16 protein-coding genes, 1 tRNA gene and 1 pseudogene are annotated in these 15,239 nt (G+C 59.5%); 11 read left to right on the forward strand and 7 right to left on the reverse strand.

The window, feature by feature from the left end:
- The first annotated feature begins 294 nt into the window (after positions 1-294).
- The 4 genes from JQ558_RS01050 to JQ558_RS37035 all read left to right on the forward strand — a co-directional run bounded on the left by JQ558_RS01050 (position 295) and on the right by JQ558_RS37035 (position 2,376).
- Positions 295-954, forward strand: coding sequence for a hypothetical protein (locus JQ558_RS01050; protein ID WP_212292597.1), 660 nt, complete (start codon positions 295-297; stop codon positions 952-954).
- Between the two features lie 128 nt (positions 955-1,082).
- A complete protein-coding gene (locus JQ558_RS01055) occupies positions 1,083-1,328 on the forward strand; it encodes an AlpA family transcriptional regulator (RefSeq protein WP_212292598.1) in 246 nt (81 codons plus the stop codon).
- Positions 1,319-1,744 carry a hypothetical protein gene (locus JQ558_RS37030; RefSeq protein ID WP_249142270.1) on the forward strand — a complete coding sequence of 142 codons (426 nt, stop codon included), beginning with the start codon at positions 1,319-1,321 and terminating at the stop codon, positions 1,742-1,744. Before JQ558_RS01055 ends, JQ558_RS37030 begins: the two co-directional genes overlap by 10 nt.
- Positions 1,687-2,376, forward strand: a complete 690-nt coding sequence (locus JQ558_RS37035) for a tyrosine-type recombinase/integrase (protein WP_312014936.1) — start codon at positions 1,687-1,689, stop codon at positions 2,374-2,376. Before JQ558_RS37030 ends, JQ558_RS37035 begins: the two co-directional genes overlap by 58 nt.
- Before the next feature lie 463 nt (positions 2,377-2,839).
- Here JQ558_RS37035 and JQ558_RS01065 read toward each other — a convergent pair.
- The 5 genes from JQ558_RS01065 to JQ558_RS01085 all read right to left on the reverse strand — a co-directional run bounded on the left by JQ558_RS01065 (position 2,840) and on the right by JQ558_RS01085 (position 6,964).
- A tRNA-Lys gene (locus tag JQ558_RS01065) sits at positions 2,840-2,915 on the reverse strand.
- Between the two features lie 276 nt (positions 2,916-3,191).
- A complete protein-coding gene (locus JQ558_RS01070; RefSeq protein ID WP_212215071.1) occupies positions 3,192-3,785 on the reverse strand; it encodes a Spy/CpxP family protein refolding chaperone in 594 nt (197 codons plus the stop codon).
- A 121-nt stretch (positions 3,786-3,906) separates the two neighbouring features.
- Positions 3,907-5,232, reverse strand: a complete 1,326-nt coding sequence (locus tag JQ558_RS01075; RefSeq protein ID WP_212215062.1) for a TRAP transporter large permease — start codon at positions 5,230-5,232, stop codon at positions 3,907-3,909.
- The gene (locus JQ558_RS01080; RefSeq protein WP_212271848.1) at positions 5,229-5,804 is read right to left on the reverse strand and encodes a TRAP transporter small permease; all 576 of its coding nucleotides are present in this window, start codon (positions 5,802-5,804) and stop codon (positions 5,229-5,231) included. The genes JQ558_RS01075 and JQ558_RS01080 overlap by 4 nt, the downstream gene beginning before the upstream one ends.
- A gap of 158 nt (positions 5,805-5,962) precedes the next feature.
- Complete coding sequence (locus JQ558_RS01085) at positions 5,963-6,964, reverse strand: TRAP transporter substrate-binding protein (protein ID WP_212292599.1); 1,002 nt, start codon at positions 6,962-6,964, stop codon at positions 5,963-5,965.
- Between the two features lie 996 nt (positions 6,965-7,960).
- Here JQ558_RS01085 and JQ558_RS01090 point away from each other — a divergent pair.
- The 6 genes and pseudogenes from JQ558_RS01090 to JQ558_RS01115 all read left to right on the forward strand — a co-directional run bounded on the left by JQ558_RS01090 (position 7,961) and on the right by JQ558_RS01115 (position 13,236).
- The gene (locus tag JQ558_RS01090; protein WP_212292600.1) at positions 7,961-8,581 is read left to right on the forward strand and encodes a hypothetical protein; all 621 of its coding nucleotides are present in this window, start codon (positions 7,961-7,963) and stop codon (positions 8,579-8,581) included.
- 369 nt (positions 8,582-8,950) lie between these two features.
- The gene (locus tag JQ558_RS01095; protein ID WP_212292874.1) at positions 8,951-10,444 is read left to right on the forward strand and encodes a PLP-dependent aminotransferase family protein; all 1,494 of its coding nucleotides are present in this window, start codon (positions 8,951-8,953) and stop codon (positions 10,442-10,444) included.
- Positions 10,445-10,528: 84 nt separating this feature from the next.
- Entirely contained in the window at positions 10,529-11,158 is a 630-nt protein-coding gene (locus tag JQ558_RS01100) for an FMN-binding negative transcriptional regulator (RefSeq protein ID WP_212292601.1), read from the forward strand.
- 260 nt (positions 11,159-11,418) lie between these two features.
- Positions 11,419-12,101: pseudogene (locus tag JQ558_RS37045) on the forward strand (sulfite exporter TauE/SafE family protein).
- Positions 12,102-12,241: 140 nt separating this feature from the next.
- Positions 12,242-12,646 (forward strand): host attachment protein, encoded by a 405-nt coding sequence (locus JQ558_RS01110; RefSeq protein WP_212292602.1) that lies wholly within the window; start codon positions 12,242-12,244, stop codon positions 12,644-12,646.
- A 251-nt stretch (positions 12,647-12,897) separates the two neighbouring features.
- The gene (locus JQ558_RS01115) at positions 12,898-13,236 is read left to right on the forward strand and encodes a hypothetical protein (protein ID WP_212292603.1); all 339 of its coding nucleotides are present in this window, start codon (positions 12,898-12,900) and stop codon (positions 13,234-13,236) included.
- A 47-nt stretch (positions 13,237-13,283) separates the two neighbouring features.
- On the opposite strand, the gene JQ558_RS01120 is transcribed toward JQ558_RS01115, so the two are convergent.
- Both JQ558_RS01120 and JQ558_RS01125 read right to left on the reverse strand, forming a co-directional pair.
- Positions 13,284-13,988 carry a hypothetical protein gene (locus tag JQ558_RS01120; RefSeq protein ID WP_212292604.1) on the reverse strand — a complete coding sequence of 235 codons (705 nt, stop codon included), beginning with the start codon at positions 13,986-13,988 and terminating at the stop codon, positions 13,284-13,286.
- A 181-nt stretch (positions 13,989-14,169) separates the two neighbouring features.
- Positions 14,170-14,532: a nuclear transport factor 2 family protein gene (locus JQ558_RS01125; RefSeq protein ID WP_212207060.1), complete on the reverse strand. Its 363-nt coding sequence runs from the start codon at positions 14,530-14,532 to the stop codon at positions 14,170-14,172.
- Between the two features lie 337 nt (positions 14,533-14,869).
- On the opposite strand from JQ558_RS01125, the gene JQ558_RS01130 reads away from it, so the two are divergent.
- Complete coding sequence (locus tag JQ558_RS01130) at positions 14,870-15,061, forward strand: hypothetical protein (RefSeq protein ID WP_212292605.1); 192 nt, start codon at positions 14,870-14,872, stop codon at positions 15,059-15,061.
- Positions 15,062-15,239: the final 178 nt, after the last annotated feature.

Consider the following 15,239-nt stretch of genomic DNA (forward strand, 5'->3'; position numbering starts at 1 on the left):
GGCCCGGTAAGCGTCATTCGGTATTCCAAAAGAAGCTAGCGCAGAATCACTCGTTAAAGAGCGTGCCTGAAATGATATTCTGTTCAAGGGCTTGACCCTAAAGCGCAACTGTTTGAGCCCCAACTGCGCTTTTTTGGGTCAAATTCAAGAATTGAATTACCTAAATGAAATCAGCTGCTTGAAGTCACTTTTACCCCTACTTTTGACAGGGTGCCCTTGCTGCTCGGTTGGATTTTTCTATGGTGATACGAACCGGCGAGTAAGCGCCAAATTGTAAACATCGTTGGAAGAGCAATGAAGCAGGTCGAGATTGAACGACTTCTGCAATGGACGTTTTGCGACCAAAAATCCCGACGCTCCGTGCCGGGATACGGATATCAAAATTCGTGGGCAATGCTCGAGCGGCATTTGCGTTTAGGCTGCAGTATTGATTCCAGCCCGCGCAGAGACTGCTTGGGTGACGTTTCTGCGTTCCCCGACAGTGACGCGCTCATTGTTGCACGCGAAGTCGGAAAGCTTAGTTCTAATGCTGTTGTTGATTGGCGCGAGTCGAAAAAACTTCTTCTCGGCAACCTGGTGGGCCTTGCATCACGTGAGCAGTTTCTTGTCTTCGACGAGATTGCGCTAGTTATCGAGCAAGCCTGCACCGGCATTTCTCCGATTTGGAATGTCGGATTGCCGAAAGTCCGACCGTCTATTCTCGGCAACGGCAAGCCCGCTGTCACAGGGACCAGATACGGGAAAAATCGCTACAGCACCGGAGCGCATTGTCCGTTGGAGTGGGCGCAGCCTACAATCGAAGGAGTCGCGCTCGCACGTGCACGATACGCGGTCTGGCACTCGGCTCTAACGCGTCTAGCAGGCTGCCTTAGCGGGAAGCTCAAAAATATCGTGGCAGTGCCGCCGATTTCACGCGCTTCGCCATGGAACACGGCAGTCCAACCACGCCGCTAAACGTCGCTTATATACCGCCCTCGCCACTCGCTCTTCCTGTCCCGGACTAAGACCGAAAGCCAGTCCCAGTGATTGAGCACGGCATGCACCGGGCGCCACGAAACTGTCTGTATCCTTCAGGTTTGATCATGCCCGACCGTAAGTCACCCGCGCGCCGCAGTAGCGCGTTGCCGCCGTCATTGCCGCCGCGCGGCCTATCTCGTTCTCAGGCCGCTGAATATGTCGGTATTAGCCCATCGACATTCGATAAAATGGTCGCAGCCGGCGAGATGCCCGGGCCGGAAAGACTTAGGGGGCGGGTTGTTTTTGACCTCAAGAAGCTTGACTGCGCTTTTGATGCATTCGACGATGGCGGAGAAAATTCATGGGATTGAAACTCGGCAAACAAATGCGCGTGCGTCTCAAGTATTTTAGCGAGGATGTCGATCGTCACGACAACGTGCGTTGTTACGTTCGCTTGCCGGGAAAACGCAAAGTACGCATTCACGCCCTTCCCGGTACGCCCGAGTTCCTAGAGGAATATCAAGCAGCCATCGCCGCGGCAGCTATCGCGCCGATGCGGCAGGCTAACGAGTCAAAAAAAGGTTCATTGCGTTATCTCTGCATTCGCTACTATGCGAGTGCCGCTTACAGGGCGTTGGACGGCAGCACGCAAAACTGGCAACGCCGCGCGCTGGACGAGATTGCGCTGAGCACGGGGCTAAGCCTGTCGCCACGATGCAGGCGCGCAACGTGCGCCGAATTCGCGACGCCAAAATTGAAACACCGGCCGCAGCCAATCAGCGTATAAAAGCGCTTCGTGCCATGTTTTCCTGGGCCAACGAGGCCGGCGAAACGGGGGTCAACCCGACGATCGGTGTCAAGAAACTCAAGTACCGGTCGGATGGACACCACACATGGACGGACGAGGAGATCCAGCGATATTACGACCGCCATCCCCTCGGCACGCAAGCTCGGCTTGCTCTGGACTTACTTCGTTATACGGCCGGCCGCCGCGAGGATGCGCCCAGGCTCGGCCGCCAGCACATTCGAGAAGGCCGGGTCCGTTTCCGCCAAGCGAAGAACGAACATCGAAATCCGATCGACATAGATATACTGGTGCACCCGGCTCTCGCCGAGAGCATCGCGGCGGCTGAGGTCAGCAATAGAATGATCTTCCTGCTAACCGAATTCGGCAAACCCTTCACAGCGAATGGTTTTGGCAACAAATTTAAGGACTGGTGCCGTCAAGCCGACCTTCCACATTGCTCGGCACATGGTGTCCGCAAGGCCACCTCGACCGCGCTCGCCGAAGCGAGCGCAACGCCGCACGAGATTATGGCGATCACGGGGCATCAGACGTTGGAAGAGGTTGAGCGCTATACCAGGGCGGCAAGCCGGAAGAAAACGGCAGATGCCGCCATGCGCAAGCTGATCATCTGAGCCTTGCCGCCGGTGGATTTAGTTTGTCGGGGATGACCAGGCAGCTTCGGCGCCTGGGCATTGCATCTGTTCCACAAGCACAGCGATCTGAGCGATACGAGATCGGATGAAGAACAAAGACTGTCCCACGGTAGAATGGAGTGGGACAATCAAGTCGAAAAGATCAAGAATATCAATTGCGGCTTGAACACATGGCGCTCCCTAGGGGAATCGAACCCCTGTTTCAGCCTTGAGAGGGCCAAGTCGATCCATTTGATGATCTCGCAAAGCGAGTTCGGCGATGGCAGACACTTTCACTTTGCCGCCCGCCTCCCTGAACGATCGATCGCGGGCAGCCCCTGTGCCCCAGCGCCGATCACATTGTAGAGAGCGGACGGTTCCACCAGCGCGCAAAATACCGTTTGAAAAACCGTTTTAGTCGGCGCGTTTCAAACGGTGAAGCCGGCTAAGTTCTTGAAGGGCTTGGTGGGCGCACCAGGGCTCGAACCTGGGACCCGATGATTAAGAGTCATCTGCTCTACCAACTGAGCTATGCGCCCGGACTTGGTCCGGAAAAGCCCATGCAAGAGGGCGTCGTTTAGCAAAGCGATTCCCCGATGTCCAGCAAACTGGAGCGAGTTTTCCCGGCCTTTGGCGCGGGCCCGGAAAGGCAAAAAGCCGCTGGATTTCAGCGGCTTCCGCCCCTAGAGCCTTTTCCGTTCCGATGGAATCGGAACAGGGCTCTAGATTCTTGTTTTGACGCGTTTTCTTGACGCGAACCGGTGTCCACTTCGCTGGAAAACGCTCTAGCCGGGCCGAACTCGGCAAACCTGTGCTCAGAGCCGCTCCGGGCCCCCTCGGTCCGGCCCGTCATCCCGGTCGTAGCGGTTGCGGTTGTAGCCGCGATCCCGGCCGCCATCGTCGCGATCCCGCTCAAAACGCTCCATGCGGCGTTCCCGCCAGCCCTCGCCACGGCCATGAAACCGGTCCATTCCGGTCAGCACGGCCAGGCGGCGCTTCTGGCCGTCATCCAGCGTCTTGTACAGTGGATCGGCCGCATCAGCGATTTTCTTCATGGCGGCCGCCGAAGTCGCCATGTTGTCGGCGCGCTCGCGCAGGCGCGCCACCGGATCATCCGGCTTCTGCGGGCTCGAATCGTCCCGCCGCGCATCCATTCGCGCATTGGCGCGGTCGATCCGCAGTTTGGCGAATTCCCGCACCGCGGTTTCCACCGCTGGCCACAGCTTTTCCTGGTCGGCGGTCAGCTTGAGCCCGGCATGCACGGCGGCGATCCGCGCGTCGGCAAACGCCGCCCGGTCTTCCGGGTTCATCCGCATATGCCCGTAGCCCCAATGACGGTGCTGGGCATAGACCGCCGTCGAACCGGCGATGGCGAGCACCGCGACCGCGGCGATGGTGAACTTCCTCATGCTGACCTCCGTTGAAAGGTTGCATGAAGATGAGCCGGCCACTGCCGGCAATCAACTTAACGATAGGCAAGAGTGCCTTCCCTTACCAAGATGTAATGTCGCGCCGCCAAACCTTCCTGAACTAAAGCATCCCGAGCGTCCGCGGCAGCCAGAGCGACAATTCCGGGATGTAGGTGATGAGGCCGAGGAAAACCAGGAGCGTGACCAGCCATGGCAGCACCGCGATCGACAATTCGGTAATGCCCATCTTGGCGATGCCGGAGGCCACGTAGAGATTGAGACCCACCGGCGGATGGCACATGCCGATTTCCATGTTGACCACGATCATGATGCCGAAATGCACCGGATGGATGCCGAGCTTGACCGCGATCGGATAGAGGATCGGCGCCATGATCAACACGATCGAAGACGGCTCCATCACGTTGCCGGCCAAAAGCAGCAGCAGGTTCACCACCAGCAGGAAGGTGATCCAGGTGATGCCACTGTTCGTGATCCAGTTCGACATCGCCTGCGGGATCTGCTCGCTCGTCATCAGGAACGAGAACAGCACCGCGTTGGTGACGATGTAGAGGATCATCGCGCTCATGTTGGCGGAGACGAGCAGGACTTTTGGCACGTCCTTCCACCTCAGGTCCTTGTAGATGAACATCTCGATCAGGAAGGCATAAACCGCGCTCATCGCCGCGGCTTCGGTCGGCGTGAACCAGCCGAGATAGATGCCGCCGAGAACCACGACTATCAGGGAGACGCCCCAGAACGAGTCCACGAACGCCTTGAACGCCTCGCCCCACGAAGCCTTCTCGACCCGCGGAATGTTGTTCTTCCACGCGCGATACCACGTGGTCCCCGACAGCATGATCGCCAGGATCACGCCCGGCACCATGCCGGCCATGAACAACTGCCCGACCGAGGCAGAGGCGACTTTCTCGCCATTCGGGCCAAAGTAAACCGCCCCGCTCGTCGCCACCGCATAGATCACCATGATGATCGACGGCGGAATCAGATTGCCGAGCGCGCCGCCGGTGACGATGACGCCGGCGGCAAAGCGCTTGGGATAGCCGACCGACAGCATCGCCGGCAGCATGATCGAGCCGATGGCGACGACGGTTGCGGGCGAAGACCCCGACACCGCCGAGAACAGCGCGGCTGCCATGGTGGCGGCGATGCCGAGCCCTCCGGGCCAATGGCCGATCATCGTTCTGGCAAAAGCGATCATGCGTCTGGCGACGCCGCCATGGGTCAGAAAGTTGCCGGCCAGGATGAAGAACGGGATCGCCATGATCTCGAACTTCTCGATGCCGGTGAAAAGCTTCAGCGCCACGGACTCGATCGGCACCGAGGTCATGAAGAACAGGAACGTCAGCACGGTCAGGCCGAGCGCGATCGAGATCGGCATACCCGTCAGCATCAGGGCGACGAGCAGCCCGAAGATCATCAGCGTGATCATCGGGCGATCCCCCCAGCGCCGACACCGGGCGCATCGATCTCCACGCCCTCGACCTGGGTTTCGTCGTGATGCGGCAGATGCCCGGTATGCCAGAAATTATTGGCCACCTGCAGGAAGCGGAAGCACATCAAATAGGAGCCGAGCGGAACGCAGAGATAGGTGATCCAGCTCGGAATCTCCATGTCGGCCGTCACCTGGTCGGTGTGGTAGAGCCCCCAGACAAATTTCGCACCCATGGAGCCAACGACGAACGTAAACAGCGCACCGCACAGCAGACTGAATATGACGGTGACTTTGCGCTTATTCGGACCGAGCTTGTTGACCAGCACGTCGACGCCGACATGGATGCCGGTGCGCACGCCATAGGCGGCACCGAACTTCGCCATCCACACGAACATGATGATGCAGAGCTCCTGCGCCCATGCGAGGTTGATGGGAAACAGGTACGGGTAGAGAAGAGGAATGCCGACCAGATAGCGATGCATCACCGCGATGAAGATGATCACCGTAGCGGCCGCGATCAGGAATGTGATCAGCAGTTCCTCGAGCCGGTCGAGGATGCGTAGAAGCATCTATATCCCCCAATTATCGAACCCCGGGCATCCACGTCTTGCTAGCGCGCGTCAGCAAGGAAAGACGTGGATGGCCGGGACAAGCCCGGCCATGACGGAGAACGATCCATTCGCCCCTGCCAGGAGCCTGGAAGCTCCCGGCATCTCAAATCGTCGTCTTAGTTGGTCGCGCCCCTGGTCTCCTTCAGGAACTCGTCGATCAGCCCTTGGCCGACGCGGCCGGCGACATCCTTGTAGATCGACTCCATCGCCTTGCGCATCGCAGCGTCCTGCTCCGGCGTCAGCGTGACGATCTCCGCCTTGCCGCTCTTCTTGATGTCGGCGAGCGCTTCGTCGTTTTCCTTCTGCGACTGGCCGTTGCCGTAAGCGGTGGCTTCCTTCATGGCCTTGTCGAGCTGGCCACGAACATCATCCGGCAGGCCGTCCCAGAACTTCTTGTTCACCACCACGATATAGCCGATGTAGCCGTGATTGGTGACGGTGATATGCTTCTGCACCTCGTGCATCTTCTGGGTGTAGATGTTCGACCAGGAGTTTTCCTGGCCGTCGACGACGCCGGTCTGCAGCGCCTGATACACTTCGGAGAACGCCATCACCTGCGGGATCACGCCCAGCGCACGCATCTGCGCCTCGATCACTTTCGACGACTGGATGCGGAATTTCAGGCCCTTGTAGTCGGCCGGCGTGATCAGCTTCTTGTTGGCGCTCATCTGCTTGAAGCCGTTGTCCCAGTAAGCGAGACCGGTCATTCCCTTGGCATCGAGCAGCTTCAGCAGCTTTGCGCCGAGCGGACCGTCGGTGACTTTGCGCAGCGTCTTCAGGTCGGGGAGGATGTACGGCAGATCGAACACCTCGAATTCCTTGACGCCGATCGGCCCGAACTTGGCGCTTGACGGCGCCAGCATCTGCACCGCGCCGAGCTGCAGCGCCTCCAGCTCTTCCTTGTCCTTGTAGAGCTGCGAATTCGGGTAGACCTCGACCTTGACTTTGCCGCCCGTGTACTTCTCGGCCAGTTCCTTGAATTTCTCCGACGCCAGCCCCTTCGGCGTGTTCGGCGCCACGACATGGCTGAGCTTGATGACGATCGGCGACTGCGCCGACGCCGGGCCCGCCAGGGCCAAAGCTGCAATCGATGCCGCAGCCAAAATCAATTTGCGCATGTTTCCTCCCACGTAATTTTTTGCGGAGCGCGAACACCCGGCTCCGAAGCTTGTATGCCACCGAACCAATACAGAGAAGCCGGGCAAAACGCCATTGCCCGTTAGCAGGGGCCGGGCTTTCAAATCTTGAAAGGTTTGCTGCATCGCAAAATGCGACATCCTGTCCAGCGACGATGTTCACCAAAGAGGCGGTTTGCCGTTTCACAATTCACAATGCAGGACATGGCTCCGCACCCTCGCCGCGCGAAGCGCCCGAGTTGTGCAACCGAGATGCCCTCTGGAAATCAGAGGGCGCAGGGAATGCCGGATGCGCGCTGCACCCGCGGTCTCATGTGCGATTGTGCATAAGAATGCTGCACATGAGCATACAGGGCAGCGGAGAACATCCGACATTCCCTGCGCAGTGGCTTTACGGCTTATGACGCGCTCTCCCCGGTGAGACGGCCTCTATTGCCACCGTCACCCCTCGGAAGCGTTAGCTTCTTCGGAGCTTGACGCCGTTACGGGCGCCAGGACCACACGCTTTCGCCGTACGCTTCAGCCGCGACCGTCAATCGCAACTGTCACGTCCACCGCAACCCGCCCCTCGTCATGACGACGGCCGACGCCCCTCTGAGTGGGACGGGATGGCGATAGATGCGCACTGATTTGGGTGGGACGGCAACAAGAATATTTTCGATTTTCGGAATCTTTTGACTTGACACGATTTCGGTAAAATCGAAGTGATTTGCCCGTCGTGTTGTTTTGTCGCAGCTCTCCCCGCCGTCATTCCGGGGCGATGCGCAGCATCGAGCCCGGAATCCATCGAGCGACAGCGCATGCGGCATGATGGATTCCGGGTTCGCGCTTCGCGCGCCCCGGAATGACGACAATTACGGTGGCAGTCCTGTGGACTGTCATCGTAATGCCAAGTTTCATTTGCAACCGTTAAGCGAGGCGTAATGATGTGTCGCGGTCGACCGAAAGTGGTTCTTTGCTGCAATGGGGTGCTTCGTTATGGGCTGGGTTGCGGCTATCGGCACAACGATACTCATGTCGATTGCTAGTGGAGCATCAGTCGACAGCGGCTTGCCTCGCTATGCAATTCAATTGCCTCCCCCGGAGCATCTTCGTGCTCAAGGCGTCGCGGTTACTCAGAACTTTGACGGCCGCGGAAACGTGATTCAAATGGTGGCCAATGACCGGGCGCCGGTAGCATATTTTCTCGATCAACTGCCGTCAGATTTGAACTTGGCCGGGCTTCCAGCCGAAGCAAAGGACGTCGTGGTTGCCAGAGTGCGCGCAATAATGTCGCCGAGTTCGCTCAGTGGGCGTGATCAATCTGGAGCGCCTGCGAAGCTTCCTCGCGATAGGCTCTTTATTCGGATCAAAGTCATGGAGGTTCTCCGCGGTAACGCGGCCGTTGGAGAGGAATACGCTATCTATTTCGGCGAGCCTGGTCGCGAATTTGCTTATCCTCTTTCGCCGGAGCAACTCACCCGTGACTACGTTTCGATCATCTACCGAGACTCGCTAGATGCTAAGCGTCGCCTGTTGGGAGTCTCCATTAGCCTTGCGCAATTTATGAAGTGGCAGGAAGAAATCTCTAACCATCGGCGTTCTCTGCTTAAAAAATAAGAGCGAGTCACGCTGGATAAACGGTAATTCACCCCTGCAATTACGGTGACAGTGCTGGACTGTCACCGTAATAAACTAAAGTGCCAAGAACAAACACCTGCTCCACAGTGTACTTAATCGACCGTGCACTTAATCAGTCGTACTTCGTTCACCCAATGCGGCGGAGCAATTGAGTGCACTCTCACCGTCATAAGAAGCGGCCAAAAGGGCGCAGTCCAGCACCGTCACCGTAATCACTCACCATCATTCCGTAGTTCGCCAGGGCATTGGCGGACGCCAGCGGTCGCCACGCTCCGCAAAAGCCGGTTGGTTTTCGACCCGTTTCGCAGCACACTGGCACACGAGATTAACGCTTCTTGCGGATATCGAATGGTCCAGATGAAGACGGTTCCGGCGCGTCGCGCGGGGCGGATGGGAGCCCGCCAAATCTACCAAACGCTCAGGGATCAGATCATGGAGCAGGTGTACGGCGTTGACGGCCTGCTGCCATCGTCCCGCGCCCTTTCCAGCGAGCTGGGCGTCTCGCGCACGACCGTAACGGTCGCCTACGAGCAGCTCGCCGCGGAAGGTTTTATCGAAGTTCGCCACGGGGCTCGGCCGCGCGTTGCCCGCGCCGTCGTCGAGAAAGGACGCGCCCGCACTGCATCAAAGCCCTCGGTGCGCAACGTCCGGCTTTCGAAATTCGGCGAGCGATTGCGACACGACCCGCCCGGCTGGACCTTGCCGCCGCGCGGCCTCGTCGCAAACTTCAGGTATGGCGACCTCTCGCCGTCAGACTTCCCGACGCTCGCGTGGAAGAAGGCCATGGTCTCGGCGCTGAACCGGCGGCCTGAGAGACTGGCCTACGACGATCCCTGCGGATCGCTGCGGCTCCGAACGGCGCTGCAGGGCTATCTCTGGCGTTCGAGGAGCGTGCGCTGCGACGTCGACCAGATCGTCGTCGTGAACGGATCACAGCAAGGGCTCGACATCTGCGCGCGGCTGCTGCTCAACGCCGGCGACCAGTTCGTCATGGAGGACCCGGGCTACCTGATGGCGCGACACGCCTTCTCGGTCACCGGCGCCGTCGCGATACCAATTCCGGTCGATCGCGACGGCCTGGAGACGGAGCGGCTTGCGACGGTCGAAGCGCGGCTCGCCTACGTGACGCCGTCGCATCAATACCCGCTGGGTGGTGTTTTGCCGATAGGACGTCGGCACCAGTTGCTCGCATGGTCGCGACGGCTGGATGCCTATTTGATCGAAGACGACTACGACAGCGAGTATCGATACGGCACCAAACCGGTCCCGCCGCTTCATTCGCTGGAAGGCAGCGGGAACGTCGTCTATCTCGGCACCGTGTCCAAGACGCTATCGCCGACGTTGAGGCTCGGTTACCTGGTCGTGCCCGCCGACTTGCGCTCCCTGTTTGGCGCGGCCAAGCAGATCATGGACCGGCACACGCCCCAGATCGAGCAGGAGGCGCTTGCGACGATGCTGGAGAGCGGTGCGTACGACAGTCACGTCAGACGTGTTCGCCGGCGCAGCGCTGAACGCCAGCAGGCTCTCCTCAACGCCTTGCGCCGCAGGTTTGGCGACAGAATCCAGATCGACGGCACGGATGCCGGCCTGCACGTCGTGGTGTGGTTCCGCGATCTGGCGCAGGATTTCGAAGCAGCGTTGATCGAGGCCACCCGGTCGAAAGGCGTCGGCGTCTACCCTGTCTCGGCGCTGTTCGACCGGCGCCGGCAGGGGCGCCGCTCCCGTCCGGAGGTGGTCGGTCTCGTCATGGGCTTCGCAGCGCTGGAAGTGCGGCAAATCGAGCGGGGCTGCACACTTCTCGCCCAGGCCGTCGACGAAGTCGCCGCCGGGAGGCCTCGATAGCTGGACCAGTAAGAATGTCGATAACTGGCAGTTTCGTGTGTGCCAGATTCGAACTATCTCCGGGCCGGGAAACGGAGAAACGCGATGTATGTACCCCCCGCCTTCAAGGACGACGATTTCGAGAGCATTCGGGCGACCATCCGCGGCGCCCGGCTGGCCACTCTGGTGACGGCCACCGCCGAAGGCCCGGTGGCGACGCCCCTGCCGTTCTTCCTCGACGAGACCGAGGGCGAGCACGGAACGCTCTACGGGCATCTGGCAAGGGCCAACCCGCACTGGCGTCTGCCCCCGATCGGGGAAGCTCTGGCCATCTTCTCGGGTCCGGAGGCCTACGTGACGCCGTCCTGGTACGCGACCAAACAGGAGACCGGAAAGGTGGTGCCGACCTGGAATTACGTCGCCGTGCACGCTTACGGTCCGGTCGAGTTCTTCGACGAGCCCGAGCGTCTGCTCGATGCAGTGACGCGCCTGACGAACAAGCAGGAAGGATCGCGCGCACAACCCTGGGCCGTCGCCGATGCTCCCGCCGATTTCATCGCCGCGCAGTTGCGGGGGATCGTCGGCGTGCGCATTCCGGTCGTGCGGTTCGAGGGCAAGCGCAAGATGAGCCAGAACCGTCCGGAGGCCGATCGCGTCGGCGTCGCGGCGGGGCTAGCGGCGAGCGACGACCCGCAGGACCGGGAGGTTGCGCCTCTGATCCCGGTTCCGGCGTGAGTGCGCTTGTCCTGACTTCAATGCCGCGGTCGGCCTCTCATGCGTCGGACGACCATCTGATGTCGAGATCATTGCCAACCCGAAGTCCAAGCCTATAGAATATTGCCTGGGGACGTCGCAGCCTCCCCGTGAAGTGGGTGACCCCATGCAAGCGCTGCTCGCTTTCCTATGGAGCGAGCAACATGGATGGAAACCTCATACTTCCTTTTATTCTTGCAACATTTCTTGGCGGCTTCGTCAGCGGGTTTTCCGGATTCGCGATGGGCCTCGTCGTATCCGGTATATGGCTGCACATCATCACGCCGATTCAGACGGCCGCGCTGATTGCCGGCTATGGGCTACTCACGCAAGGATACGGCATCGCGAAGCTGCGTCATGAGTTGCGCTGGCAAGACATTTGGCCGCTGACGCTCGGTACGGCAATCGGCATCCCGATCGGCGTGATGCTGTTGACCACATCAATCCAACTTACTTGCGCTTCGGCGTCGGAGTGTTGCTGGTCCTTTACGCAACATACAGCCTTGCACGGCCACCCATAAAGCCAATGAAGATCGGGGCGCCGGCCGATGTTGCGATCGGCATTTCCAACGGCTTGCTCGGAGGTCTCACCGGTCTCGGCGGCATCATCTCCACCCTCTCCTGCCAGTGGCGCGGCTGGTCCAGGGACAAGCAACGCTCCGTGTTTCAACCGGTGCTGTTTGCGGCATTTGTGATCATCTCGATCGCGCAACTCGTCGCAGGGTCGTACACGGTCGAAACCGTCAAACTGTACGGCATCGGGCTTCCTTTCATGGTTGCCGGCATATGGATCGGCTTCAAACTCTACGGGACCATCAACGACGAGACGTTTCGCAAGGCGGTGTTGATACTGGTTCTCCTGGCGGGCGTGTCACTGATCGCTTCGGCGTCGGGGCTGATGCCTGTCTCCCAAAGTCAAAACTGAGGGAGATTCTGGCGCTCTCAATCTCCCGTGGACATAGCAGGTTACTTGGGGCGCCGCATTCCGGTTCCGGAACCAAGCGCGCCCTGATCGATTGACGTACAGCCTGCATCTCAGTGCATTCCTCACACTCTGGAGATTTCATGTTGCTCCCCAAGGGAACAATCGTGGCCGTCGCCGACGGAGAAAAGTTCAACCTTTTTAGCAATACCGGCGATGAGGCTAGCCCAACGCTGACGGCGATGCCTGAATCGGAGATCGAAAACGTAAACAAGGGGTCCGGCTCGGGCCATCAGAGCAGTTCTGCCAATCCTGACGAAAGCCAGGCCGCAGAAGACGGCTTCGCCGGCGGAATAGCGGGTTTACTCAACAAACGGGTTCTGGAAGGCGAAATTTCGGATCTCATCATCATCGCCGCCCCGCGCACCCTGGGCGAGCTTCGCAAGAGCTATCATAAAAAGCTGTCGGAGGTTCTTCGCGGCGAGATCTCGAAGGACCTTACCGGTCATGCGGTGCATGATATCGAAAAGACGATCGCTGCAGCCTAGAGTCTTATCGGTTCTGATTGAATCAGAACCGAAGCTCCAGGCCGTTATCCCGGACGCGTTTTCTACCGCAGATAAGTTTACGCAATCTGCGTAAACTTGATTGCTCTGCGAAGCGATATCCACCCCGGATCAAGTCCGAGGGCATGCTTCGCTCGAAAACGCGACAGCGTTGGCGGCCGCAACTTTCACTTGGCCAGCAGCGGCGACATCCCGGCACTTGTTCGTACTGAAACTTCATGTTGGAGACCAAAATGCGCGTTGGAAAAACTGCAATCGCTCTCGCGACATTGTTTATCGGCATTTCTGTCGGAAATGCATCAGCTCAAGTTGCGAACCCCGAACTGGAGGCGTGCCGGTCGACGGGTTTGATTGCACTGAGAGAGCGCAATCCCGGCATCAAGGACGTGACTCTCGACGTTGACGGAATGACGGTTGCAAAGGCCAATACGAAGGTCGAGGACACGCCCATCAAAACAATTGTTATTGGAGACGCCTATCTCGAAAAAGGCAAGCAGGACACGCGCCGAACCTTTCTCTGCCTGATCGGCGAAAAGGGAAAAGTCTTACTGACGTTTTTTACGGACAAATAGGCGGACGAGCTTGAGGGGCCGCTCACGCGTTCAAGTGTTCGCGCCGTCTAGTTGCCGAACAGCGCCACGCGCGACGTGTCGTCACCACCAAAGGCCATGACCCGGCCTTCTTCGTGCTCTCGCGGCTCCAGCCGCTGTTTGGCGCGGGCGGCCTCGCGCTTTAATTTGCGTTCGGCGTAGCGCTTGCGGCGTTCCCGCGCGTCGGCTTCGGCCTTCTTCGCGTCCGGCTTCTCAACGCGTTTTTCCGGTTGCGCTGCCTGCACCGGCTCGGGTGCCGAGTCCACCACTGCAGCCTGTCGCGATGTCTGTTGCGGCGGTTGCGGCGGCTGGGCCGCCTCTGCCGTTGTAGGCAGAATGACCCTGACGGGGGACGGCAGTTCCGCGGTCGTCCGTGCCTGGTAGCCGGAGTGGTCCTTGAGCGCCGAGTTAGCCATCAGGAGTCCGCTGCCAAAGCCAACTCCCAGGATGACAAAAGTAGTTCCCACCCCTGCGAAAAAAATGCGCGCGCTCGATGCCATGACCGTGTCTCCAAGAATGCACGTCAACACCGTGATCGCGAGATATGTTCCGGGGCGGGAAAAATAGGCAGCCGGCGTTTGCCTGGCCGCCGCAATCCCTACTCGCGCGCGCTTGAGGTTTGCGCCTCGTTTGAGAATGCTGATGCAGTGTCCGAGAAAACTTCGTCGCGATGATTGGCGGCGCTGCCGAGATTCATAAAAAGCCCTGCCGAGCGGGTGCTCGGCAGGGCTCACGCAGAGAAGTCGACGGACGGCAAGCGGGGACCTTGGTGGCCCATCGAAGGTCTGCGAGCGTGTTACCGTCGGCACTAACGTCCCGGATTACCACTTGTTCCCGGCAAGATACTCAAGTGTCGCCTTAGTCGCCGTCCGCCTTTGAACCTGATAGCGATCATCGATGGTTCGCGAATGTAGGCTATGCCGACAGCCGTCGGTCCAACGGCCCGCAGTGGGTGCGCTCAATCTTGCCTGACGGGCTGAAACGAAAGTGCGCCCGCACCAGACTGGCTTTGTTGTTCCGATAATCAACCCAAATGCCGTCTTCCGTCACCGTGAGATCGTCGAGGGTAAAGGCAGTCGGGAGCTGGTTTTGCAGTTTGCCGGACCAGTAAGCCGACAACGGCTCTCGCCCGGTCAGGCGCACACCCTCGCAATCGCATTCAAGAATGGCGCACTCCTCGTAAAGATCGAGCAACGCGTTGAGGTCACGTGATCGACATGCGTCGAGCCAGTCAATAACAACGGCCAGCGGATCGAAATCATCAGGGGCACGCGACATAACGGTCCCATCATAAACAGTCTGCCGCCCCCGGCGCTGAATAGGCAGTTCATTATGAATGCACCTTGAACGGCCCAAGCCTCGCACCCCGTAAAAATACGGTGGCGCCCCACTCCTCATGCGAAGGCTTCACCAGGCTGCGAAGGTCGTCGTGTTTGTGCGTGCGCGCATGCAGGAGAAGCGATGACTGGCCAATGCCGCTCGGCCAAAGGCGGACTGCGCCCAACGCAAGGCTTGTTCCCCAGGGAACAGCGCGGGGCGGCAGACGGGGGCATGGTCCGGCTCACCGATGAAACGGAGCGATGATCGCCCCGGTCGGGCACGACGGAGCAAACCGATGACCAGCAATACCGGACTTCTGAACGACGCCGAGCTTGCGACCGCTTCAGGTGGCATCACTTCCCTGATTGGCACCAGCACCATTGCGCATCCGCACATTCCCCGGAATCACGACCTGCTGACGCCGCAGCAGATCGCGAAGCTGCTTTCGTTCAACGGCGGCTTCAGCCCCCCGATCCCCCGCAGCTGATTTCGGCAAGCCGAGCGCTGAGTTGCCTGATCTCGCCTCCCCTGACCAGGGAGGCGAGGTCTTCGCCGCGGCCTGAGCCCGGCTTCGCTGCTGCAGCATGGCGGGCTGACAGTCCGGCAACGGCCAGGCCACGGTCAATTCTGCCATCGCCCTGGCCTAGGTCAGTGCCGGTCGCAAT

This window comes from Bradyrhizobium sp. AUGA SZCCT0160, from assembly GCF_018130105.1.
GTDB lineage: Bacteria > Pseudomonadota > Alphaproteobacteria > Rhizobiales > Xanthobacteraceae > Bradyrhizobium.